The 22,404-nt window shown below is 61.7% G+C and carries 19 protein-coding genes and 1 pseudogene; 6 read left to right on the top strand and 14 right to left on the bottom strand.

The window, feature by feature from the left end; genetic code table 11:
- Positions 1 to 19: 19 nt before the first annotated feature.
- From P0Y64_18285 to atpD, 8 genes are read right to left on the bottom strand one after another with little or no spacing between them, the layout of a single operon-like run.
- On the bottom strand, positions 20 to 892 hold the full coding sequence (locus P0Y64_18285; protein WEK43239.1) for a F0F1 ATP synthase subunit gamma: 873 nt from the start codon (positions 890 to 892) through the stop codon (positions 20 to 22).
- Positions 889 to 2,346, bottom strand: coding sequence for a F0F1 ATP synthase subunit alpha (locus tag P0Y64_18280; protein ID WEK45115.1), 1,458 nt, complete (start codon positions 2,344 to 2,346; stop codon positions 889 to 891). The genes P0Y64_18285 and P0Y64_18280 overlap by 4 nt, the downstream gene beginning before the upstream one ends.
- Before the next feature lie 44 nt (positions 2,347 to 2,390).
- On the bottom strand, positions 2,391 to 3,128 hold the full coding sequence (locus P0Y64_18275; GenBank protein ID WEK43238.1) for a hypothetical protein: 738 nt from the start codon (positions 3,126 to 3,128) through the stop codon (positions 2,391 to 2,393).
- Positions 3,129 to 3,140: 12 nt separating this feature from the next.
- A complete protein-coding gene (locus tag P0Y64_18270) occupies positions 3,141 to 3,383 on the bottom strand; it encodes a F0F1 ATP synthase subunit C (protein ID WEK43237.1) in 243 nt (80 codons plus the stop codon).
- Positions 3,380 to 4,072: a F0F1 ATP synthase subunit A gene (locus tag P0Y64_18265; protein WEK43236.1), complete on the bottom strand. Its 693-nt coding sequence runs from the start codon at positions 4,070 to 4,072 to the stop codon at positions 3,380 to 3,382. Before P0Y64_18265 ends, P0Y64_18270 begins: the two co-directional genes overlap by 4 nt.
- Positions 4,069 to 4,359, bottom strand: coding sequence for an AtpZ/AtpI family protein (locus tag P0Y64_18260; protein ID WEK43235.1), 291 nt, complete (start codon positions 4,357 to 4,359; stop codon positions 4,069 to 4,071). The genes P0Y64_18265 and P0Y64_18260 overlap by 4 nt, the downstream gene beginning before the upstream one ends.
- Positions 4,356 to 4,772, bottom strand: a complete 417-nt coding sequence (locus P0Y64_18255; protein WEK43234.1) for a F0F1 ATP synthase subunit epsilon — start codon at positions 4,770 to 4,772, stop codon at positions 4,356 to 4,358. The genes P0Y64_18260 and P0Y64_18255 overlap by 4 nt, the downstream gene beginning before the upstream one ends.
- Entirely contained in the window at positions 4,769 to 6,103 is a 1,335-nt protein-coding gene (atpD, locus tag P0Y64_18250) for a F0F1 ATP synthase subunit beta (protein ID WEK45114.1), read from the bottom strand. Before atpD ends, P0Y64_18255 begins: the two co-directional genes overlap by 4 nt.
- A gap of 571 nt (positions 6,104 to 6,674) precedes the next feature.
- Here atpD and P0Y64_18245 point away from each other — a divergent pair.
- The 5 genes and pseudogenes from P0Y64_18245 (at position 6,675) to P0Y64_18225 (ending at position 12,718) form a co-directional block, all read left to right on the top strand.
- Positions 6,675 to 8,474, top strand: coding sequence for an alpha/beta fold hydrolase (locus P0Y64_18245; GenBank protein ID WEK43233.1), 1,800 nt, complete (start codon positions 6,675 to 6,677; stop codon positions 8,472 to 8,474).
- Positions 8,475 to 8,517: 43 nt separating this feature from the next.
- A pseudogene (locus P0Y64_18240) lies at positions 8,518 to 9,429 on the top strand (bifunctional enoyl-CoA hydratase/phosphate acetyltransferase).
- Positions 9,422 to 10,642 (top strand): acetate/propionate family kinase, encoded by a 1,221-nt coding sequence (locus P0Y64_18235; GenBank protein ID WEK43232.1) that lies wholly within the window; start codon positions 9,422 to 9,424, stop codon positions 10,640 to 10,642. The pseudogene P0Y64_18240 and the gene P0Y64_18235 overlap by 8 nt, the downstream one beginning before the upstream one ends.
- A gap of 95 nt (positions 10,643 to 10,737) precedes the next feature.
- Positions 10,738 to 11,262: a GNAT family N-acetyltransferase gene (locus P0Y64_18230; GenBank protein ID WEK43231.1), complete on the top strand. Its 525-nt coding sequence runs from the start codon at positions 10,738 to 10,740 to the stop codon at positions 11,260 to 11,262.
- A gap of 142 nt (positions 11,263 to 11,404) precedes the next feature.
- On the top strand, positions 11,405 to 12,718 hold the full coding sequence (locus P0Y64_18225) for a divalent metal cation transporter (GenBank protein ID WEK43230.1): 1,314 nt from the start codon (positions 11,405 to 11,407) through the stop codon (positions 12,716 to 12,718).
- A gap of 157 nt (positions 12,719 to 12,875) precedes the next feature.
- Here the strand turns inward: P0Y64_18225 and P0Y64_18220 are convergent, their stop codons facing one another.
- Together P0Y64_18220 and P0Y64_18215 are read right to left on the bottom strand one after the other, a co-directional pair.
- A complete protein-coding gene (locus P0Y64_18220; protein ID WEK45113.1) occupies positions 12,876 to 13,490 on the bottom strand; it encodes a response regulator in 615 nt (204 codons plus the stop codon).
- On the bottom strand, positions 13,480 to 15,354 hold the full coding sequence (locus P0Y64_18215) for a PAS domain S-box protein (protein ID WEK45112.1): 1,875 nt from the start codon (positions 15,352 to 15,354) through the stop codon (positions 13,480 to 13,482). The genes P0Y64_18220 and P0Y64_18215 overlap by 11 nt, the downstream gene beginning before the upstream one ends.
- A gap of 192 nt (positions 15,355 to 15,546) precedes the next feature.
- Between P0Y64_18215 and P0Y64_18210 the strand changes: the two genes are divergently transcribed.
- Positions 15,547 to 17,013 (top strand): CHAD domain-containing protein, encoded by a 1,467-nt coding sequence (locus P0Y64_18210; protein WEK43229.1) that lies wholly within the window; start codon positions 15,547 to 15,549, stop codon positions 17,011 to 17,013.
- A 376-nt stretch (positions 17,014 to 17,389) separates the two neighbouring features.
- Here P0Y64_18210 and P0Y64_18205 read toward each other — a convergent pair whose 3' ends face one another.
- The 4 genes from P0Y64_18205 to P0Y64_18190 form a co-directional block, all read right to left on the bottom strand.
- Positions 17,390 to 18,982 carry an MBL fold metallo-hydrolase gene (locus P0Y64_18205; GenBank protein ID WEK43228.1) on the bottom strand — a complete coding sequence of 531 codons (1,593 nt, stop codon included), beginning with the start codon at positions 18,980 to 18,982 and terminating at the stop codon, positions 17,390 to 17,392.
- A gap of 793 nt (positions 18,983 to 19,775) precedes the next feature.
- Positions 19,776 to 20,432, bottom strand: a complete 657-nt coding sequence (locus P0Y64_18200; GenBank protein ID WEK43227.1) for a BON domain-containing protein — start codon at positions 20,430 to 20,432, stop codon at positions 19,776 to 19,778.
- A 17-nt stretch (positions 20,433 to 20,449) separates the two neighbouring features.
- Positions 20,450 to 21,148, bottom strand: coding sequence for an ATP-binding protein (locus P0Y64_18195; protein ID WEK43226.1), 699 nt, complete (start codon positions 21,146 to 21,148; stop codon positions 20,450 to 20,452).
- Positions 21,149 to 21,340: 192 nt separating this feature from the next.
- A complete protein-coding gene (locus tag P0Y64_18190) occupies positions 21,341 to 22,378 on the bottom strand; it encodes a zinc-dependent alcohol dehydrogenase family protein (protein WEK43225.1) in 1,038 nt (345 codons plus the stop codon).
- Positions 22,379 to 22,404: the final 26 nt, after the last annotated feature.

Here is a 22,404-nt window from a genome sequence, read left to right as displayed (position 1 = left end):
GGAAGAGCGGGCCTGAACGTCACCGCCTGATCGGGCGCGTGCTCGCCGAATGTCTCCGCGCACCAGCACCTGCGGCCAGTTCGACAACCTCGGCGGTGATCTCCTCCTGGCGCGTGAGCCGCTCGGCGGCGCGCAGGTCGGTCAGTCTGTGTTCAATGCTACTGGCTGCGGATGCCATCGTGGCAACCCGGCACTCATTCTCGGCGGCGAAGGTTTCGGCCGTGCCCTCGCACAGGCGTGCGAACAGATGTTCGTCTGCCAGTTCGGCCAGTAGACGCTGGAGGGGAATCTGGATGAGTGGCGGCAAACCGCAGGACGTGGTGGCGATAGCGGCTGTATTGACTGGAAGAAGTGTTTGGTTATCGATGCTAAGCCGTTGACCATCGGTCCAGCGCGGCAGGATCATCGCAACGTGCGGATGCGATGCCTGTTCGAGCCACGCCGCGACAGCGTCTCCCATGCGGGTCGCCAGTGCGGTGAGGCCCGCCGCGCGGGTCGGCATCGCGAAGCCCTGTGCAAATTCGAGACCGCGATCACTGGCAAGCGATGCCAGTCGGCTGCCCACCACCAGAACATATGAACCGGCGAAAAGTGGCGCCGCGACTTCAAGGAGGCGATCAGCCAGCGCACCGCAGAACCCCTGCTCCGGGCCGAAGACGACGAGGCAGCGCGTTGGTGTAGCTGCCGCATTTGATATCGGTGTGGCATTGTCGACGCGCATCGCGGCAGCGATCGCCTGGGTCGCCACCGCCTCATACGCATGCACTGCCGGGATAAGCGCGCGGGCCTGAGCGGCATGGGCCGCCGCCATGCCGCGCATCGCATTGACCACCGCACCGAGCTGCGCGACCGTCCCGATATGATGACGAACGTCGGAGAGCCTGTCGGTCATGGCTGGGCCACCAGGCGCCTGAGCGCGTCAAGCAGCATCGCGCGATCCGCGTCCGGCAACAGGCCGGTCTGGCCGATCCTGTCACAGCTTTCCTGGCATTCGGCATCGAGCCATGAAGGCAAGCGGTGGCGCAGTGCCGATATCGCTTCGGCCGGAACGGAATCGAGCACGCCTTCGGAAACCGCGAGTGCTAGTGCGACCTGATCGGCAAGCCGGAGCGGTTCGAACTGTGGCTGGCTGAGCACTGCGCGCAGCCGTCGTCCCCGATCGATCTGGGCCTGGATGCGTGGCTCAGGCTTTTCCCCGAAGCGCGTGAACATTTCGAGTTCGAGAAACTGGGCGTATTGCAATCTGAGCGACCCTGAAACCGCGCGCAGCGCCTGTGACTGCGCCTTGCCACCGACCCGGCTAACACTGGTGCCTACATCGACCGCCGGCTTCTGGCCGGCTGCGAACAATTTGGCGTCGAGTACTATCTGTCCATCGGTGATCGAAATGAGGTTGGTGGGGATATAAGCGCTAAGATTGCCGGCGTCGGTCTCGGCGATCGGCAAGGCGGTCAACGAGCCGCCGCCTTTGGCGGCGGAGAGTTTCGCCGCGCGTTCGAGCAGCCGAGCGTGCAGATAGAATATGTCGCCGGGATAGGCTTCGCGCCCGGGCGGCTGACCGGTGAGCAATGCGATTTCGCGATGCGTGGCGGCATGTTTGCTGAGATCGTCCAGCACGACCAGCGCATGCCCGCCGCTATCGCGGAAATATTCGGCCATGCTGAAACCCGCAAACGGGGCGATCCATTGCAGCCCGGGAGCGCCAGCCGGACTCGCGACCACGAAAATGCAGCGTTCGAACGTACCATGCGTGCGCACCTGCTCGATCACGCGCGCGACATCGGAGGATTTTTGGCCGATGGCGATATAGACGCAGATGATATCGCTTGTGCGCTGGTTGATGATCGTATCGACTGCCAACGATGTCCTTCCGGTCGCGCGATCGCCGATGATGAGTTCGCGCTGACCACGCCCCAGTGCGAACAGCGCATCGATGGCGAAGCTGCCGGTCTGGACGGGCTGGGTGACGAGATCGCGGTCGACAATCGCGGGCGCGGGCTGGTCGATTGGACGCTGTTGCGCAGCCTCGATTGGGTTTCCTCCATCGAGCGGCCGTCCGAGCGGATCGACCACGCGGCCGAGCAAAGCGGGGCCGACAGGGGTACGAACTATCTCGCCTGTCCCGATGACCTCGTCGCCTGCTCGGATTGTATCGGCAGCATCGAGCAGGACGCACCCGATGCGATCAGTGTCCAGCGTCTGGACGAAGCCATATTGTCCGTCAGCGAAACGAAGCACCTCGTCGAGCCGGGTGTTGGGCAACCCCGAGATAATGGCGATACCGTCGCCGGAGGATTCGACGCGTCCGGTTTCGCAAAACCGGGGCGATAGCGCAGCGGCCTGCACAGCCCTGCCGGCGCGCTCAAGCCATGTTTCGGGCGGTGGCGCCGTCACTCGCCCTCCTTTTCAAGCTCTTGCAGGATGTCGCCCAGATCGGTCTTCCAGCTGTTGCGCACCGTCATATGGGGCGTTCGCAGCTCGCATCCGGCCAGCATGTCGGCATCTTCGGTGAAAACGATATCGGTTGGTTGCGGCAGGACGGTCGCCAGCGCGGCGGTCCAGGCCTGCCGCCGCCGCGCGTCGATCACTGCAGGTGTCGCCAACTTGCAGGCACCTGTGGAAGACAGCGCGGCGTGCGCATCCGGTGTGGCGTGGCGGAGCTGATCGAGCAGTGCCTCGAACATCGCATCCTGAACCACCGTCTGCGGCAGCCGCAACAACAAGCGTCGGGCGATGCCGGCCGCAAGCGTCGCGGCATCCGTTTCGAGCGCGCTACGGCGCGCCGCAAGCTCCACGTCAGCGGCATCATGGGCATTTCGGCGAATATCATCGGCTTGTACCCGGGCAAGCGCGAGGAGCCGGTCGCGCTCTTCGGCGGCGGCGGCGATCGCATCGGTGCGCATCCGCTCGGCGTCGTCGGCCAGCTGCTTCTGCTGCCCGGCCAATGCCGTCTCATGCTCCTTCGTGCGCTGTAGGGCTGCGCCGGCATCGTCGAGCAGTTTGTCCGACGCGCGCTGGCGCGCGGTGATCGCCGCGACGATCGGCCGGTAAAGAAACCGACCCAGCAGCCAGACGAGTACGAGGAAGTTGATCGCCTGAAGCACCAAGGTCCACGCATTCAGGCGCATATCCCGGCGTCTTCAGGCGTAAGGGTTGGCGAACAGCAGCAGCAGCGCCACCACCAGGCAGTAGATCGCGAAAGTTTCGATCAGCGCAAGGCCGACGAACAACGTGCGCGTTATCGCACCCGCCGCTTCTGGTTGTCGTGCGATCGCGTCCAGTGCCGAACTTACCGCGCGCCCTTGTGCAAGCGCAGGCGCGATGGCTCCCGTGGCAATGGCCAGTGCGGCACCAATGATGCTTGCCAGATGGATCCAGTTCATGTGGAAATCTCCTTGTTCTGAGGGGCGGAAGTGTCGCCGAGTGCGCCTGCGATGAAGACCGTCGCCAGCATGGCGAAAATATATGCCTGCACCGCGCCGATCAGCACTTCGAGTGCCATCAACGGGATCGGCACCAATAGCCCGGCGAGGCTGAGCACGATCCCGATGATGAACATGCCGCTCATGATGTTGCCAAACAAGCGAACGGTCAGCGACAGGCTGCGCGTGAGCAGTTCCACCATGTTGAGCGGCGCCATGAACAGGCTGGGGCGGGCGAAGGTCCTGAGATAGCCGATCAAGCCGAGACCGCGCACGCCGAACCATATGGTGGCGCCAAGCACGATGAGCGCGAGCGCAGCGTCGGTCTCGATCGTTGCCGTGGGGGCCTCGAGGCCGGGGATCAGCGAGGTCCAGTTCGCAGTGAGCAGGAAAAGAAACAGGGTCCCGACCAGCGGCAGATAGGGCGCGGGGTCGCTCCCGATTGTGTCGCCGATCTGGTTCTGGATCGTCTCGATCACAAGCTCGAGTCCCGCCTGTGTTCGCGAAGGGCGGTCTGCAAGCCGTTTGGTCGCAAGCCATGATCCGGCAACGAGCGCAATCATGATCGCCCAAGTGGTGACGACCGCCGTTACCACCGGCACAGGGCCGACGTGGAACAGGACATGCTGATCGAATGGCGACGCGATCATCGCCGGGTGATCCAGCGCCAACCCGACCAGCAACCTGCCGCCAGCCCGATCAGGAGAAGCGGCGCGGTCCAGAATATTCGGCTGCCGGTCTCGCGATCGAGCCACCGGCCAATGCCTAATCCGATCAGCGCAGGCAAGATGATGGTCCAGCCCAATGCGCCAATCTGGCCAAGATTGCGCCCGATGGACCCTTCCCCGAAGAGCCGCCATCGCCGCCGCCGGTCGGCGCGTTTGCGGGCGACCTCGGCGAGCCGCTGTCGCGGATCCGGCGGGGGATCGACGGTCATGGTCGCGGTTCGCTCGGCATGCCGTCACCGCGCAACGCCATCACCATCTGGCGGATCGCGCGCATGCGCACCTTCGCGGCAGCGATGCGCGACTGGCGTTCGGCTTCGTCGCTCTCCTTGAACTCGGCCACGATCACCTGCTCAAGCGTGTCGAGATCGTCGCCGAGATGCCCTTCGCGCGTCGCGATGGCGACCTCGCGTCCTTCGGTCACCGTCAGAATGCCGCCACGGACTGCACAGAAACCAAGCTTGCCCGACAGTTCCTTCCACGAAACGATAGAATCGACGAGTCTCGTCAGCAGGCCGGTATGGCCAGGCAGGATGGCGAAGCAACCGCTCTCGTCTTCGGCGCGCACGGACGCCACGGGGAGGTCGGCGACAATTCGCATCGGCTCGGTGATCAGCAGCCTCATGGCATTGGCTCCGCCTGCTTGGCGCGGGCTTCGTCGAGGCCGCCGATCATGTAGAGCGCGCTTTCTTGCCAATTGTCGGTCTCGCCCGTCAGGATGGCGCGGCACCCGGCCAAGGTCTCGGCGAGCGGTACCGACCGCCCAGCCATACCGGTGAAGGCTTCGGTCACGGTGAATGGCTGTGTCAGGAAACGCTGCAGACGCCGCGCGCGGCCGACAGCGAGACGATCGGCCTGGCCAAGCTCCTCGACGCCGAGCAGCGCTATGATGTCCTGCAATTCCCGGTAATGCGCGATCGTTTCGCGCACCTGCTCGGCGATGTCGAAATGCTCCTGGCCGACCACCAGCGGATCGAGCAGGATCGACGACGATCCAAGCGGATCGATCGCGGGATACATGCCTTCGGCAGCCATTGAGCGCGAGAGGACGACTGTGCTGTCGAGATGATCGAGAATCGCGGTGACGGCGGGGTCGGTGAAATCGTCTGCTGGAACATAGACCGCCTCGATCGCGGTAACGGCGGCACCCTGGACCGACGCGATCCGTTCCTGAAGTGCGGCGACCTCGCTTGCGAGCGTCGGCTGATAACCGACGCGCGATGGCAAGCGGCCCAGCAATCCCGAAACCTCGCTTCCGGCCTGAACGAAGCGGAACACATTATCCATCAGCAGCAGAACATTGCGCTTCTGCTCGTCACGAAAATATTCGGCAATGGTCAGGGCGGTAAGCGCGACGCGCCAGCGCGCGCCCGGGGGTTCGTTCATCTGCCCGAAAATCAGCGCCGTGCGATCGAGAACGCCCGAAGTCTGCATGTCGCACAGGAGTTCGTGACCCTCGCGCGATCGCTCGCCAACACCGGCAAAGACCGATACGCCCTGATAATGGGCGACCATCGCCTGGATCAGTTCCATCACCAGCACGGTTTTACCGACGCCGGCTCCGCCAAACATTCCGGCCTTGCCGCCGCGCGCGATCGGGCTCAGCAGGTCAATGACCTTGATGCCCGTTTCGAACATTTCGTTCGCTGCGCGCTGTTCATCCAGCGGGGGCGGTGCGCGATGGATCGGACGGCGTGGTACATCCGGACCAAGGGCGGCCCCCGCGTCGCCGACGGCGCCGGTCATATCAATCAGACGCCCGAGTACCATGTCACCGACAGGCACGGTGAGCGGACCACCGCTTGCGGTTACGGCTGTGTGGCGGGCGAGGCCGGCGGTCGATTGAAGGGCGACCGCGCGAACCGTTTCACCGTCGAGATGGCACTGAACCTCGGCCACCAACGATACCGCCCCGTCCCGGCCGATCAGAAGGGCGTCGTTGACGGCCGGAAGCATGCCAGCGTTAAAGCTGACATCGATCACCGGCCCGCGTACGGCGGCCACGCGGCCAAAGGCTCCTTCGCGGGTGATGAACACGCCATGCCTCGCAGTTTCGTCCGCGAATTGAGGACATCGCCACGTTCTAGGCCGGAGGAACCGATGCCGACATAAGGGACCTTACGGAGGTAGCGGGACGTCGCATCGAAGGCCGGTGGGTCGCTTCCGTTGTCTTACCAATTAAGGCGCGCACCGCGTCGTGGCAGGCACTCGTTCGGGGCGAGAATCGACACGTGATCGCGATCAGGCGCTGTTCCTGATCCAGGGAATTGTCACGCCCAAATAACCCGAAAGGCCGGCTGACTGGATGAACGTTTCCACAAATCCCTAGCCCGCTGACTTTTCATCCTATGCGCTAATGCGGCTGCGCATGCAGGTAATGGGCTGCGCGCCATGCCGCCCATGCAAAGGGAATTGCCAGCGATCGACATGATGATCTCCCCTGTGATCGCCGAACATAAGGAAGATTACGAATGCCGGGTCGTTCGGCTGAGACCTAGGGATGCCCCGAGCCTTCAGGAGGTTGGCGATGGACATGTCAACGAGTGCAAAGGGGCAGGCGGCGGACGGCGTCGATGCGCAGCCCGCGCCAACTGAATATACCGACGACCGTTGCGACGACTGGCAGAATTCCAGCGACGCATTCCAGGCGTTCGATCGCGTGCTGCATGGCCTGGAGGGAAAGATCACCGGCGGCATATCGCCAATCGCCATAGCGATGGCGGGGTTCGATTGGGCGGCGCACATGGCCAACGCGCCATTCCATCGTGCCGAACTAGCGATCGACGCCTGGATGTGTGGGCTCCGGATGATGGCGGCGCTCGCGGGAGTGAACGAGATAGAACCGGCGGCGGATGATCATCGATTCGTCAGCGAGGGCTGGGCGAAAGAGCCTTATCGCGGCTTTATGCAATGGTTCCTGCTCGCCCAGGGTTGGACGGAAGAAGCGACATCATGCCTGTCGGGCGTCAGTTGTGAGAATGGCCGGATCGCGCGGTTTGTCGCCCGGCAGGGGCTCGATATGTTCTCGCCGTCGAACATTCCGTGGGCCAATCCCGAGGTGATCGCGACGACGCTGGCAGAAGGCGGTCGCAACCTGTTTGAAGGTGCCGTCAATGCCTTGACCGACATGAGCGCGCTGGCGACCGGCAGTCCCCCGCTCACGCGTTTCAAGCCGGGGAGAAATGTCGCCGTTGCGCGCGGGAAGGTGGTTTTTCGCAACGAGTTGATCGAGCTGCTCCAATATGCGTCGACCACCGGAACAGTCCGTGCCGAACCGGTGTTGATCACGCCGGCATGGATCATGAAATATTATATCATGGATCTCTCGCCGCATAATTCGCTGATCCATTTCCTCGTCGCGCAGGGATTCACGGTGTTTTGCATCTCGTGGCGTAATCCTGGGGTAGATATGCGCGAGACCTCGTTCGATGCTTATCGCAGCGATGGGTTTCTGGCGGCGCTCGATGCGGTGGGCCATATCTGCGGTGATGTTAGGGTTCACGCTTGCGGCTATTGCTTGGGCGGTACGTTACTGGCGATCACGGCGGCGGCAATGGCACGCGACGGCGACAAGCGCCTCGCCAGTGTGTCACTGTTCGCGGCACAGACCGATTTTAGTGAGGCAGGAGAACTTCAGCTCTTTATCAATGAGCCGCAGATCGCCTTTCTCGAGGACGCGATGGCCGACCGCGGTTATCTTGATGGCAAGCAGATGGGGGGTGCCTTTCAACTGCTGCGCTCGCGCGATCTGATCTGGTCGCGAATGGTCAAGAATTACTGGCTCGGGCGTGGTGACGAACCCAATGATCTCATGGCATGGAACGACGACGCAACAAGGCTACCGGCGCGGATGCATTCCGAATATTTGCGCCGACTGTTCCTCCATAATGATCTGGCAGAGGGTCGATATCTGGTCGATGATCGCCCGATTGCGTTGTCCGACATTCAGGTACCGCTCTTTGTGGTCGGTACGGCTGCCGATCATGTTGCGCCCTGGTGTTCGGTCTTCAAAATTCACTTGCTCAACCCAGGCGAGATAACCTTCGTGCTGACTTCGGGCGGTCACAACGCCGGAATCGTCAGCGAGCCCGGCCATCCGCAGAGACATTTCCGGATCGCCACACGGATGCCCGGGACGCCCTATGTCGGCCCCGAGAGCTGGTTCGAGTGCATATCTCCCCAGGAAGGATCCTGGTGGCCGGTATGGACGAACTGGCTTGCCGCGCGGTCGCGCGAGGAAGAGATCGCACCTCCTTCGATAGGCAATGCGGCGGCGGGCCTGCCTGCAATCGACGACGCACCTGGTAGCTATGTCCTCGAGCGCTGAGATGATCGATATCCGCGTGGCGCATCATCACCGTTACCGCATTTTGCTTGAGGCCGCTGCCGGTGGCGTCCCGCTAGCAACTGCCGTTGTTCACCCATGTGACGCGACAGCGATCGGGGCCGCCATCGCGGCTGCTGACGCTGGCCTCATCACGCCGATCCTCGTCGGCCCCGCCTCCAAGGTTCAACGGGCCGCGATCGATGCCGGCATCGATATTGCACGCTTCCGGCAGGAAGACGTGCCCCATAGCCACGCGGCGGCGGCGCGCGCCGTGGAACTGGTGCGGAACGGCGAGGCCCAACTACTGATGAAGGGCTCGCTGCACACCGACGAGCTTATGTCGGCGGTCATGGCGCATCAAACCGGGCTTAGAACCGATCGCTGGATCAGTCATGTCTATGCAATGGATGTTCCGGATTATCCCCGGCCGCTGTTGATCAGCGATGCTGCTATCAACATCGCGCCGACCCTCGATGCAAAGGCGGATATCGTTCGCAATGCGATCGGCCTGGCGCATGCCATTGGCATCGTTCGGCCGCATGTCGCAATCCTGTCGGCAGTGGAGACGGTGAACGCAAAGATGCAATCGACATTGGATGCGGCGGCGTTGTCGAAAATGGCCGATCGCGGTCAGATCGTCGGTGGTCTGGTCGATGGCCCGCTGGCCTTTGACAATGCGGTGAGCCCTGCCGCCGCGAAGGAAAAGGGCATCGTTTCCCCGGTCGCCGGGCGCGCCGACATCCTGATCGTTCCCGATCTTGAAGCGGGCAATATGCTGGCGAAACAACTCAGCTTTCTCGCCGGTGCCGACGCGGCCGGGGTCGTGCTTGGTGCGACGGTGCCGATCATCCTGACGAGTAGGGCGGACAGTGAACGCACGCGGATTGCGTCATGCGCGCTCGCGGTTCTGGTTTATCGCCACCTTACGATGCGCGAACGGGCCGATAGTGTCTGACGCATTGCTCAGTCTTAATGCGGGTTCGTCGAGCCTCAAATTCGCGCTTTTTGAGCGGTCGGGCATTGATGGCCTGAGCTGCATTGCCAGCGGGAAGATCGAAGGCATCGGTTTGATCCCGCATTTGATTGCGCGCGATCAGCGCGGGGCGGTAATCGAGGAACGGTGCTGGGACGAAGCAGGGTGCGCGGGACTGTCGCACGAAGCCTTTCTCGGCGAACTTCTCGACTGGGCCGATGGGCATCTTGGTGGCGACCGGCTGATCGCAATCGGGCACCGCGTCGTTCATGGTGGTGTTCATTATGCCGAGCCAGTTGTTGTCGGTCCCGCGATCCTTGAGACCCTCGATACACTTTGCCCACTAGCGCCGCAGCACCAACCCCATAATTTATCGGCTATTCGCGCTGCCATGAACGTGCGCCCCGGATTGCCCCAGATTGCCTGCTTCGACACGGCTTTCCACCACGGCATGCCTGCTGTCGCGACGCGTTTCGCGCTGCCGCGCGCGCTCGAGGCGGAAGGGATACGCCGCTATGGCTTTCATGGTCTTTCCTACGAATATATTACCCGCCAGATTGCACGGATCGAGCCCCGCCTCGCGCGCGGGCGCCTGATCGTCGCCCATCTCGGTAATGGCGCGAGCCTTTGCGCTATCAATGCCGGTCACAGTGTCGAGACCACGATGGGTTTCACCGCGCTGGACGGACTCGTGATGGGAACCCGTTGCGGCACGATCGACCCCGGCGTGCTTCTCTATCTCCAGCAGCAGAAGGGGATGTCGGCTACCGAACTCGAGGATTTGTTATACAACAAGTCTGGCCTACTCGGAATCTCGGGTCTTTCGAGCGACATGCGCGATCTTCTTGCGAAGGCAACGCCGGACGCCGACGCCGCCATACAATCCTTCGTCTATCGTATCGTACGCGAAGTGGGCGCGCTTTCGAGCGTGCTTGGCGGTCTCGATGGCCTAGTCTTCACTGCGGGGATTGGCGAAAATTCGGCGGAGATACGCAGGCGTGTCGCCTGCTCCTTAAGCTGGCTCGGTGTTGAGCTCGACGAAACCGCGAACAGCACTGGCAATCCGGTCATCAGCACTGCTGCGAGCCGTGTCATTGTCCGCGTCATTCCGACCGATGAGGAAAGAATGATCGCCATGCACGCCGACAGCCTCGTGCGTGCATTTCAGGACAACAGGGCAACTGGCGACCAGTGATAGCCGGTTTCCTGGCGGTGGGGCACCTAGGGCTTTCACGCATAGAGGGGGGGCACAGCGCGAGGCAAAGTGGCGGCGATTTCAGGAGGCATATGATGACGAACGCGTTTCAGCAGAAAAATCGCGTGACCCGCAGCGGTCTGCGCCTCGATCTGCGGCCCGCCCAAGCCGAGGATGAAGCGCCGCTTGAGGAGTTTTTTCGTCACGTATCGGCGGACGATCTGCATTTTCGTTTTCTTTCGGCAGCACCTCGCGTTGCGCATGACGTCGTCGTCGCGATGACGCATGTCGACCATCATCAAACCGAAAATTTCCTCGCGTTCGAGGCGAATACAGGGCTGCTCGTCGCCACCGCGATGCTGGCCTGCGACAAGACGCTCGAGCGCGGTGAGGTCGCGATCGCGGAGCGTGCCGACTTCAAAGGGCGCGGAATTGGCTGGGCATTGTTGCAATATGTGACCGACGCGGCGCGCGCGCGTGGGGTCAAGATGATCGAGTCGATCGAGAGCCGCGACAATCACGCGGCGATCGAGCTTGAAAGCGAGATGGGTTTCTCGGTGGAAGCCTGCCCGGGGGACGCGACGCTGCTGGTTGTCCGAAAGTATCTTCAACCTGTTTGAACCGGTTCCTTCCGCAGAGCGGCACCTTATGAATATTCGCAAACCGACGGATTTCGCACGGGTCGGGATTGGCAGCGCGAGATCGGCCTCGCCGACAGCGTGAGGCGATATACGTGTTTCATACCGATCCGAGGATTCCGGCATGCAGGCCGTAGAGGACGAAGCAGACACACGACGGGCGTCTGGCGTGTTGCGGATGCTTTTCGAACGCCTCAGGGAACATCCGCTGGCACGCGTCGGACCGGGCCTGATCACGGGCGTTGCCGACGACGATCCAGGCGGCATTGCTACCTATTCTCAGGCGGGCGCCCAATTCGGGCTCAACATGCTGTGGACGATGCCGCTCGCCTTGCCGTTGATGGCATCTGTTCAGTCGATGTGCGCACAGATCGGCCGGGTAACCGGCAAGGGCTTGGCGGCAAACATCAAGGCGTCCTTTCCACCGGTCATCCTGCGAAGCGTGGTGATCCTGCTGCTGATCGCCAACACACTCAATATCGCTGCTGATGTCGCGGCAATGGGTGAGGTTGCGGAACTGATCATTGGCATAAACCGCCATCTGATGACGGTCGTCTTCGTTCTGGGGACGCTACTGCTTCAGATATTCGTGCCCTATCATCGCTATGTGCGTTTCCTGAAATGGTTGACGTTGTCGCTTCTCGCTTATGCAGCGGTGCTGTTTACGGTTCATGTGCCATGGGGACAGGTCGCTCTGCGGACAGTCTGGCCGAAAATCGCTCTTAACACTAACACCGCGACGGTCGTGGTCGGCGTATTTGGTACGACGATCAGCCCCTATCTCTTCTTCTGGCAGGCATCCGAAGAGGTGGAGGACATGCAGGCGAAGCATGGCACCGCGTTATTGCATGATGCGCCGGCTGCTGCTTCTGAACTCCGCCGCATTGGCTGGGATACCTGGAGCGGGATGTTCTATTCCGATATTTCCGCGTTTTTCATCATTCTCGCGACAGGGGTGACGCTCCATGTGGCGGGCGTCACCGATATTCAGACTGCTGCCCAGGCCGCCAGTGCGCTGCGTCCATTGGCGGGTGACTTTGCCTATATCCTCTTCGCGCTCGGCATTTTGGGGGTGGGGCTGATTGGTGTGCCGGTTCTGGCCGGCTCGGGCGGCTATGCGTTGAGCGAGGCGATGGGTTGGCAATGGGGTCTTGAGCGCAAGACCCGCGATGCGCGTGGTTTTTACGGGGTGATCGCCGTGAGCGTCTTGCTGGGGATGATCATCCAATATTCGCCGATCAGCCCGATGAAAGCCCTCTTCTGGAGCGCGGTGATCAATGGGCTCGTCGCCGTTCCGCTCATGGTGGTGATCATTTTGTTGGTGTCGAAAAAATCCGTGATGGGCCGCTATACGGCCGATTGGAAACTGCGGGCGTTCGGCTGGATCGCTACCGCTGTGATGGGGTTTGCTGCAGCGATGATGTTTCTGCCGCATTGACGAGCCCGTGCGTTCCTACGCCGCTCCCGCCAGCGGAACATACAGCATCGGCGTATCGAGCTGGGGCATCAATCAAGCGCGATGAACCTAGACGATGTCGAATGGTGCCGGTGTAATACTCATGGTCGGATAATTTCCACAACGGCCGGTCCTGTGATCAGGCGCCCAGGCCGGCCGCGAAAGCGATACGCAGCGCGTCCGAGAGACTATGCACCTGGAGCTTGGACATCAAATTGGCCCGGTGGACCTCGACGGTTCGCGGTGAAATGCCGAGATCATAGGCGATTGTTTTGTTGGGGAGGCCGCGGGCCAGTCCCTCCAGCACGTCGCGTTCGCGCGGGGTCAATGTCCCTAGAATGACCTCCGCTTCGGCCGCTTGCACAGTGCGTCCACCAGCTGCGGCGATACGGTCGAAGGCGGCTTGGATCGCTCCCAGCAGGGCGACTTTCTCGAATGGCTTTTCGAGGAAATCGACCGCGCCGTCTTTCATCGCGCGGACCGCGATAGAAACATCGCCATGGCCGGTAAGGACGATGACGGGCATGGTGACGCCACGCTCATGAAGGGCCCGCTGTACCTCAAGCCCGTCCATTTCGGGCATGCGGACATCGAGCAGGATACAGCCATCCTCGACATGCCGCGCTTCCTTCAGGAAGGCGACACCGGTCGGCCAGGTCTCCACGGCATAGCCCGACGTTTTGAGCATGAAACTTGTCGAGCGGCGAATAGCGTCTTCATCATCGATGATATGGACCAGCCCTTTAGACGTCATCCCTGTCCTCCGTTTCCGCTCGTGGGAGCGTGAAGTGAAATTCAGTGCCGCCACCGGAACCTGGCTGCATCCAGATCCGGCCGCCATTGGCTTCGATGATCGTGCGGCAGATGGAAAGACCTAGTCCCATGCCGTCGCTCTTGGTGCTGGCGAAGGCGGAGAAGAGCTGCTTCCCGACAATCGGCGACACGCCAGGACCTGTGTCGGTGACGATGACACGGACAAAGCCGGGCTCGTCAGAACGGCTGGTGACCGTCAGACGGCGTAGCCGGCTGTCGGCCATTGCCTCGACCGCGTTCCGGATGAGGTTGATGAGGACCTGCTGGATCTGGACTTTGTCGACCAGAACCGGGGAGGCATAGGGATCGAGATCGAACCGGGGCTCGACACTCTTTTCGTGGGCGCCCAGCAATCCCAGCACTGCCGCCTCGTTGATGAGGGCAGGGAGCCTTTCGATCGATTTCTCGACCTCGCCGCGCGCCACGAAATCTCTCAACCGTCGTATGATATGTCCGGCGCGGAGCGTCTCTTTGGCGGTATCGTCGAGCGCCTCTCGGATCATGGGAATATCATCGGGATCGAGCGAGGCGAGCATGTCGCGCACGGTTTCGACGTAATTGGTGACGGCGGTGATGGGTTGGTTGAGTTCATGGGCGAGAGTGGCGGCCATGGTCCCCATCGCACTCAGTCGTGCGACGTGGATCAGTTCGGATTGCAGGGATTCCAGGCGCTGCTCGGTCCGTTGATGCTCGGTCAGGTCGCGGATGAAACCGGTGAAGAGGCGTTGCACGTCGCCGGTCGCTTCACCGATCGAAAGCTCCATCGGAAAGGTCGAGCCATCCTTGCGTTCGGCGAAAACCACCCGTCCGATGCCAATGATCCGTTTCTCTCCGGTTTTCAGATAGCGTCGGAGGTAGCCGTCATGTCGCTCGCGATCGGGCGAAGGCATCAGCCGGCTGACATTGGCGCCCAGCAGTTCAGTTTCGGTATAGCCGAACAGTCGTTCCGCCGCTGCGCTGAACGAGAGAATTAGCCCCTGATCATCGATGACGACCATGGCATCGGGTACAGCTGACAGGATCGAGCGCAAATGGCTTTCGCGCGAGCGGACCGCCTCCTCGGCTGCGCGGCGATCCGTAATATCGGAGACGATCTTGGCGAAACCGCGCAGGCTGCCATCCTCATTTCGAAGGGCGCTGATCGAAACGCTTGCCAGAAACTCGGAGCCATCCTTGCGGACCCGCCAATCCTCTTCCTCCACCTTGCCATCCGACCGGGCCCGGGCAAGGTCTCGGGCGGGCTTGCCGTTTGTTATCGCATCCGCCGGGTAGAAGATCGATGTATTGCGTCCGAGCACTTCCGCCTCTGTCCAGCCCTTGAGACGCTCGGCCCCCTTGTTCCAGATCGTCACATTGCCATCGGGGTCGAGGAGATAGAGGGCATGACCCTGCGCGCCATCGATCAGCAGGTTCAGTTCTTCCGCCACAATATTTGCTTCGTCAGCGCGTCGATCGGCGCGTCGATCGCTTTCCACCGCCCGCTTTCTTGAGCGGTTGATAGCGCCCGCCAGCCAGATGATGCCAGCGGCGGTGACCAGGAACGTACCGCCCTCAATCAGGTCGATCGTTTCCATGTTGCGTAAACCGGCGAAATAGACGCCGAACAAAAACGCTGGAATGGTCGCGATCGTGGCGGGGATCGAACCTGAAACAATGACGGCGACAAGGATGGCCAGCGTAAACGGAAGGAACGGCGAGCGGTCTCCAAGCCATGGGTGCAGCCCGTAACGCAGCAGCGCCGTGAGAAAGACGATAGCGAGCGCCAATATGATGCGGGCGGGTAACGGGCGCTGTGAAGCTAACATAAACAGCGAGACCTCCACCCATGCGGACCAAGCGGCGGAGCGTTGCATCGAGCCCCGCGAACGCACCTCTTCCTGCGGGAGTATAGCCTTTATGGTTCGCATATGAAATGGTGCGGTGTTTGCCCGATTTTGAAAGGTTTATTCTTGAGCACCATCCCTCGAGAGGGGGATAATAACGGGAGCAAAAGGCGCATGCCGGCTGAAATCGAACTGAAGCTCGAAGTGACGCGTGAGGCGGCTGATGCATTTGAAGGCTCAGGGTTACTTCCCGGAAAGCCTGTAAAAGCTCAACAACGTTCGATTTATTTCGATATGCCCGATCATTCGCTGTCGAAGAATGGCTTGTCCCTGCGTATTCGTCGTTCGGGCGGAAAGCGTATCCAGACGGTGAAGGCGAAGGCGAGGGGCGGCGGCGGCGGTGCTGGCCTGTTTGTGCGATCCGAATGGGAGTGCGCGGTCACGAGCGATACCCCGATCCTCGACGATACGACCCCGATCCGCGCGTTGGTTGGTGACAGCGCTGATCACATTGCTCCCCTATTCCAGGTGCGGATAGAGCGACGCACCTGGCTGGTGACCGAGGACGGCGCATCGATTGAGCTGGTCATCGATCGTGGAGTGGTGGAGGCGGGGGATCGCACCGCTGCGATATGCGAGATCGAGCTGGAGCTGAAGAACGGCGAACCCGCCGCCTTATTCGCTTTGGCGCGCCGGATCGATGCGGTGGCACCCGTACGGCTCGGTGTTATCAGCAAGGCTGAACGAGGGTATCGGCTTCTCGCAGCGTTATCCGAGGCGGCCGGGGCCGAGCCGGTGTCGCTCTCAGGTGGCATGAGCATTGCCGACGCTTTCCGGCAGATCATCCAAGCCTGTATGCGCCAGTTTCGGTTGAACGAGGAGGTGCTTCTCCAAAAGCGGCGGCCGGAGGCGTTGCATCAGGCGCGGGTAGCACTGCGCCGAGCGCGATCGGCGTTCTCGATATTCAAACGAATTGTCAGCGGTGAAAAGGGTGATGGCGTGCGGGAAGAACTCGGCTGGCTAGCGTCGCAGCTGGGTGATGCCCGCAATCTCGACGTCCTCCTGGAGCGCGCCGAGTCCGGTACGCTGCATGACGGGATCGCGGCAGCGAGTACAGCCGCCTATGATCGGGTCGAAGGGGTGTTGGCGTCGGCGCGTGCGCGGGCCCTGATGCTTGATCTTGCGGAGTGGGCGGCAACGGGTGATTGGCTCAACGCGCGAGGTGCGGAGACCGACCGTCGTCAGCTCGCGCGTACTTTTGCCATTACCGCGCTCGATCGCCTCCGGCGTAAGGTGAAGAGGGGCGGTCGCCATCTCGCCGGTGCGGATGATCGGGCCCGGCATGAGCTTCGCAAAAATGCCAAGAAGTTGCGCTACGCGTCGATGTTTTTCGTCACGCTGTTCGAAGATGAGCACAAAAAGCGGCGATACAAAAGATTCGTCGCCTTGCTGGACAAGCTTCAGGACGAACTGGGCACGCTCAACGACCTTGCGATGACCCCCAAAGTCCTCGAAAAATTCGATCTGGGAGCTGTTGCGGACGCGCAGTCATTGTTCGAAGGGGGCGCAAAAAAGGTGGCGCTGGAAGCAGCGGTCGACGCTTATGCGGCGCTGATCGATAGCAGGCGCTTTTGGCGGTGAGTGTTGGTGCGGTCGATGTTGTGTTGATTTATCTGGTAGATAAGAAGTCGTTCCATCAATCTTCCAGCTAAAAATTTGGTTACTGGCGGTAAAATACGCAGTTTGCGGAAGCAACAACGGAAAATCAGCGCCCCTTTTGAGTATCTGCCGGCCGGATGCTTGCCCGTTTCCATCGAAAATTTTCTATCAAAGCAGCGTCTTCGAGCGCTGTATCCTCAGTTTTGCGTGTTGGTCATTCTGGCCATATTGCGCCCGCACCCGAGTTGCCGAATTGGAATCCTTGGACGATATTGCTGATCAGGGCTGTTTGCGCGCTTGCCTGCGGATGGCTCGATGCGCGACTCTGCGTGGCGATCTTCGCCTCACGGGCGGGGTCTCAGGCTGCAATCGGATCCGTAGACGCAGGCACGGGCTGGGAAGCGGCCAGCGCCTGTTCAACCGAGGCCAGGGCTGCGTCGCGGGCGGCATCGCTCGTCAGCGCGCGAAGTCGCGCGTCGAGCGCGACACGGATCGCCGCTGAGCGGCTACGCCAATCCCGGCCGGAGACGAGGCGGTCGGCATCAACCCGTGGCGGGGCCGACCGGAGCGGAATGGTGTTGGGCTTGAGCGTGAAGCGCTCACCCAGCGCTGGGACGATTGGCGAGGGCAGGTCAGTTACGGCACCGGCGTCTGCCGCCAGTCTGGCCAGTGCTGGTGGTTCGCCATGGTCGAGGAACAGGCCGCCGCGGATCGGCGCGCGCTTGCCGAGCCAACGCAGCAATCCGGCATGGTCGGCATGCCCCGAATAGGCGTCGATCGTCTCGATCCGCGCGCGCACGCGCACGTCGTTGCCCGAGATGCGGACGACCTCAGCGCCACCCTGAAGCACCGCCCCGAGCGTGCCCCGTGCCTGATAGCCGACGAGTAGCACGGTGGAATCGCCGCGCGGCAGGTTACGCAGCAGGTGATGGCGAACGCGCCCGCCGTTGCACATCCCTGATCCGGCGATGATGATCGCGCCCGAAATGCGGTTGAGCTTCTTGGACTCATCGACGCTGCGGGTGAAATGGATTTGCGGATGGTCAAATGGCGAAGGGCCCCGCTTGGACGGGTGTTCGAAGCGCCGATAGGCTTGGGTAATCTTGTCGGCGAGGGGGGCGTCTACAAACACTGGGGTGGGCTTGATCCGACCTGCGGCGAACAAGGCGACAAGGTCCTCGATCACCATCTGCGTACGCTCGAGTGCGAACGCCGGGATGATCAAATTTCCGCCGCGCGCGAGCGCGGCCTCGACCGACGCACCGAGCAGTTCGCGCCGTGCTTCTGGCGTTGGGATCACTCGGTCGCGGTCACCATAGGTCGATTCGCAGATGACATGGTCCCAACCGTTTTCAGGCGCCGCAGGGCCGCCGATATCCGCCGCCTCGGGGCCTATGTCCCCAGAAAACAGCAGCTTCTGGCCATCGATGTGGAGCTCGACCGACGCGGCACCGAGGATATGGTGCGCGTCCCAGAAGCGCAGCGATAGCCCGACGCTCGGCTCTGCCAAATGGCCATAGTCGAGGCAGTGCAGCTGCTCGATCACCCGCTCGACGTCGGTGAAATCGTAAAGTGGTTCGAACGCCGGCAATCCGGCACGGTCGGGACGCTCGTTGCGGCGCTCGGCATCGGCGGCCTGGAGCTTGGCGGCGTCGGTCAGCAGCGGCCCGAGCAGCTGGCGGTTGGGAGGCGTGCACCAAATCCCCGCGTGGCAGCCCTCGCGCATCAACAATCCAAGCCGGCCTGAGTGATCGAGATGGGCATGGGTCAGGATGATTAAATCGATATCGCGCGGGTCGAATGGCAACGGCTCATAATTGAGCGCCTCGAGCGCGCGCGCGCCCTGAAACAGCCCGCAGTCGACCAGCACGCGGTGCTCGGCAGTGCGGAGCTCCATACATGAGCCGGTGACCGCGCCTGCGGCGCCATGGAACAGGATCTCGAGCGGCATCGGCGGTCCTTCGCTTGGGTTTTGGGCTCGACCCGCGCGCCCATCGACAATTGCGAAGATTGTCCCGGAGATCGCAATTCCCCTGAATCCGTATTATCCCGTACGCCGTTTTGGCTGTTTCCGGGTCGCGCTATTGTCGATCACGCAGCTTCGGGATCGGCGATCTGTCCCCTGCGGTCGGCGATCAATCTCAGCCGGAAGTGCCTAACCGGGGGCGTGCGACCCGGGTTCCTCGTCGGGCAGTGGCGCATCCGGGATGGGCGTATCGTTGGGAATAGGACCCTCGGGCGGGCAGTCGTCCGGAACATAACGGTCGGGCGTCGTTGGCGCAATTTCAGGTGTGCGTGGCGCAGGGCCTTCCGGGATGGGTGTGCACGGCGCTTCGGACGGGAAAGGTTCCGTGCCTATGTCGGGGGTGGAGATCGGCGGGCGCGCGGTCATTGGGGGGAATCCTTGTCAATGCATCGGCCATGGCGTTGACCGTTCGCTCAGGGAATTCGCAATGTTACGCAGTGGCGGCCATTCGTGATGAACGCCCTTCGCCTGCTACGGTCAGATCGACGTGCTCATTAGGCCGCCGATATCATTGATGCGTCGACACATGTCAGCTGGCCGTTGAACGCTTGCGTCAGATCAAGTGCCGTCGTCGAGCTTCCTGGCCGTCGTCATGGTGAAGCAGCGATAAAGTGTTCAGCCTCGTCGGCCCCATCATCTTGGCGTGACGCTATTGCTTGGTTCTGACACCTGATATGCGGGATGATGCGGACGCTTTCTCAGGGCGCGAGCGCGGTCTTCAGAAGACGACGATGATATTGTCCTCGACCCTGGTGACACCCGGCGCCGCCCAGGCCGCTCGCTCGGCGATGCCGCGCCTATTCCAGGCATTGACTTTGCCGCCGAGCTTCACTGTGCCGCGATCGGTGACGACCGTAACGGTATCAGCATCGAGATCCGCCTGGCGAGTGAACGCAGCCAGAATTTGGTCCCTTACGTTGTCGCTGGTTGGCTGTTCCCGCACCTCAAGCAGGTTGCTGATGCCCAGAACGCCACCAATTTTTCCCGCAACCGTGGATGCCTCGTTGCTCTGGTAAAACCAGTCAACAACGCCTGTCAGTGTTACCCAGCCATGTTCGACGGTTGCGTTGATATTGTCGTGGGAAACAGAGACGTTCCACGCAAATGCGTCGAGGATGCGTTTCGCGATCTCATGATCGGCCGTCTCGGGATCGGGGACGAGGCGCACCATGATCTCTTCGATGATTGCCCTGACACCAGCCACCCGTCGCGCTGCCTTCTCGGCGGCGACCTTTCCGGGGTAGTTCTTTGCATAGCCGGACAGCGTGACGACACCCCCGTTTACCGCGACATTGATGTCGCCGTGATCAACGCGCGGTTCGCATTCGAGCTCAGCGAGCACGTCATGCTGCACTTGACTGTCGGTCTTTTTCACGGGCTCTCTCCATTCTCTCAAGGCCCGCAGACGCCGCCACCGCGCGCGCTGGCGGCCAGCCTCAGGACCATCGGCAAGCTAATCGATGCCACCGTGCCCCGCCCGGCGCGGCTGTGGATGTGGAATTGCCCATGGGCGGAACGCGTGAACTGCTGCACGCGGCGCAGGCCGGCGCCATGCGTGCATTGGCGATCTTCGCAGCGTCGCGCTCGTGCGAGCGTCGCCGGGTCCATACCGCGGCCATTGTCCGCGATCGTCAACCACGCCCTAGTACCAGTCAGACGCGTGCGGATTGTGATCGCTGCCGCCCCCGCCGCGCGCGCATTGGCCAGCAATTCGCAGATCACGGCTTCGATCGCATTCGGATCCAGCCCAAGCGAAAGAAGATCGTCGCACAAATCGAACGAGACGCCTTGGGAAATAGCCTGGATCATTGGTTCAATCGCGATGATCTGACGATTAAGCTCTAATCGCTTTGTTGGTGCTTCGCCGCGTACCGCTGCAAGCAGGTTCGTCGTCAGTTCGCCGCCCGGAACTGCCGCGGATTCAATGGCCTGGAGCAAGGCAACGCGGCGAATCTCGGCAGGATGACACTCCAGCAGATGCGTGGCTGAACTGACAATTCCGAACAGGTTACGCAGATCGTGGATGGACTCGCGTGGGGTGGCGAATGCAAGTAGCCGGGCTGGCGAAGTCTGAGCTAGGGGTTGCGGCATGATTCCCTCACATGAATGTCGCTGAAGTTCTGAAGGGCTCGGGCAGGCGCTAAAATCCGCAATTGTCCGTAGGGCCGAGGCTTGGGCCCCGTATTAAGCGGCGTCGACGTCGATCTTGCGACCGAATACGGTCTGTAGGCGCACGATCTCCCGCGCGAGTTTCTCCATGTGCGCCGTTATCGCCGGGCCAACTCATGGCGTAATCAGCACCTTGAGCGCGTGCGTTTCAGCCGCGCGCGCGAATATATCATAGGCGGAGATCGCGTCATCGAGCGAGAAGCGATGGGTAATGAGCCGCGTGGGATCGATTTTCTGTGCGGCGACGGTCTTGAGCAGCATGGGGGTCGTCACGGTATCGACGAGGCGCGTTGTGATAGCGATGTTCCGCGACCAGAGTCTTTCGAGATGGAGATAGGCCTTCACCCCATGGACACCGATATTGGCGATGATGCCGCCTACAGCCACGAGATCCTGACACAGTTCGAAGGTGCTGGGTATGCCGACGGCTTCCACCGCTGTGTCGACCCCACGGCCGTCGGTCAATGCCATTACGGCGGCTACCACATCGCATGCTCTGCTGTTGATGATGTGCGTGGCGCCGAAACGGTGCGCCGTCTCGAGGCGATTGTCGTCGAGATCGATCATGATGGTCTCGGCCGGTGAATAGAAGTGCGCCGTCAGCAGGCACGCGAGCCCGATCGGACCCGACCCGACGATCGCAACACTGCCGCCCGGCGCGACCTTGCCATTGAGCACGCCGCATTCGAATCCCGTCGGCAGGATATCACTCAGCATCACCAGCGCCGCTTCATCAGCACCGGCGGGGATTGGATAGAGGCTGGTGTCGGCATGCGGAATGCGGACATATTCGGCCTGCGTACCATCAATGACATTGCCGAGAATCCAGCCGCCCGTCGTGCAATGCGAGTACATGCCACGGCGACAATAATCACACCGGCCGCAGGATGTGATGCAGGAGATGAGGACATGATCTCCCGGTTTGAACGCCGAAACGCCTGCGCCGACTGCTTCGATAACGCCAACCCCCTCGTGGCCCAGAATGCGGCCCGGCGTGCAGGTGGGCACGTCCCCTTTGAGAATGTGAAGGTCGGTGCCGCAGATCGTGGTGTGGGTGATCCGCACGATGGCATCACCTGCGTCAACAAGTCTCGGTTTGGAACGCTCGTCGAGCGACTTATTGCCCGGGCTGTGATAAACAAGTGCTTTCATGACGATGTCCCGCGTTCGCTAAATCA

Source organism: Candidatus Sphingomonas colombiensis (genome assembly GCA_029202845.1).
GTDB classification, from domain to species: domain Bacteria; phylum Pseudomonadota; class Alphaproteobacteria; order Sphingomonadales; family Sphingomonadaceae; genus Sphingomonas; species Sphingomonas colombiensis.
The sequence above is the reverse complement of the archived record's forward strand: the minus strand, read 5'-3'. Positions and strand labels throughout refer to the sequence as shown.

Excerpts from the sequence above, each read along its gene's own strand:
- P0Y64_18210 (WEK43229.1), top strand. The coding sequence starts at position 15,547 with ATGCCGGCTGAAATCGAACTGAAGCTCGAAGTGACGCGTGAGGCGGCT.
- atpD (WEK45114.1), bottom strand. The coding sequence starts at position 6,103 with ATGCTTCCGGCCGTCAACGACGCCCTTCTGATCGGCCGGGACGGGGCG.
- P0Y64_18225 (WEK43230.1), top strand. The coding sequence starts at position 11,405 with ATGCAGGCCGTAGAGGACGAAGCAGACACACGACGGGCGTCTGGCGTG.
- P0Y64_18255 (WEK43234.1), bottom strand. The coding sequence starts at position 4,772 with ATGAGGCTGCTGATCACCGAGCCGATGCGAATTGTCGCCGACCTCCCC.
- P0Y64_18230 (WEK43231.1), top strand. The coding sequence starts at position 10,738 with ATGACGAACGCGTTTCAGCAGAAAAATCGCGTGACCCGCAGCGGTCTG.
- P0Y64_18265 (WEK43236.1), bottom strand. The coding sequence starts at position 4,072 with ATGATCGCGTCGCCATTCGATCAGCATGTCCTGTTCCACGTCGGCCCT.
- P0Y64_18215 (WEK45112.1), bottom strand. The coding sequence starts at position 15,354 with ATGTTAGCTTCACAGCGCCCGTTACCCGCCCGCATCATATTGGCGCTC.
- P0Y64_18205 (WEK43228.1), bottom strand. The coding sequence starts at position 18,982 with ATGCCGCTCGAGATCCTGTTCCATGGCGCCGCAGGCGCGGTCACCGGC.
- P0Y64_18190 (WEK43225.1), bottom strand. The coding sequence starts at position 22,378 with ATGAAAGCACTTGTTTATCACAGCCCGGGCAATAAGTCGCTCGACGAG.
- P0Y64_18285 (WEK43239.1), bottom strand. The coding sequence starts at position 892 with ATGACCGACAGGCTCTCCGACGTTCGTCATCATATCGGGACGGTCGCG.
- P0Y64_18195 (WEK43226.1), bottom strand. The coding sequence starts at position 21,148 with ATGCCGCAACCCCTAGCTCAGACTTCGCCAGCCCGGCTACTTGCATTC.
- P0Y64_18270 (WEK43237.1), bottom strand. The coding sequence starts at position 3,383 with ATGAACTGGATCCATCTGGCAAGCATCATTGGTGCCGCACTGGCCATT.
- P0Y64_18245 (WEK43233.1), top strand. The coding sequence starts at position 6,675 with ATGGACATGTCAACGAGTGCAAAGGGGCAGGCGGCGGACGGCGTCGAT.
- P0Y64_18275 (WEK43238.1), bottom strand. The coding sequence starts at position 3,128 with ATGCGCCTGAATGCGTGGACCTTGGTGCTTCAGGCGATCAACTTCCTC.
- P0Y64_18260 (WEK43235.1), bottom strand. The coding sequence starts at position 4,359 with ATGACCGTCGATCCCCCGCCGGATCCGCGACAGCGGCTCGCCGAGGTC.
- P0Y64_18220 (WEK45113.1), bottom strand. The coding sequence starts at position 13,490 with ATGACGTCTAAAGGGCTGGTCCATATCATCGATGATGAAGACGCTATT.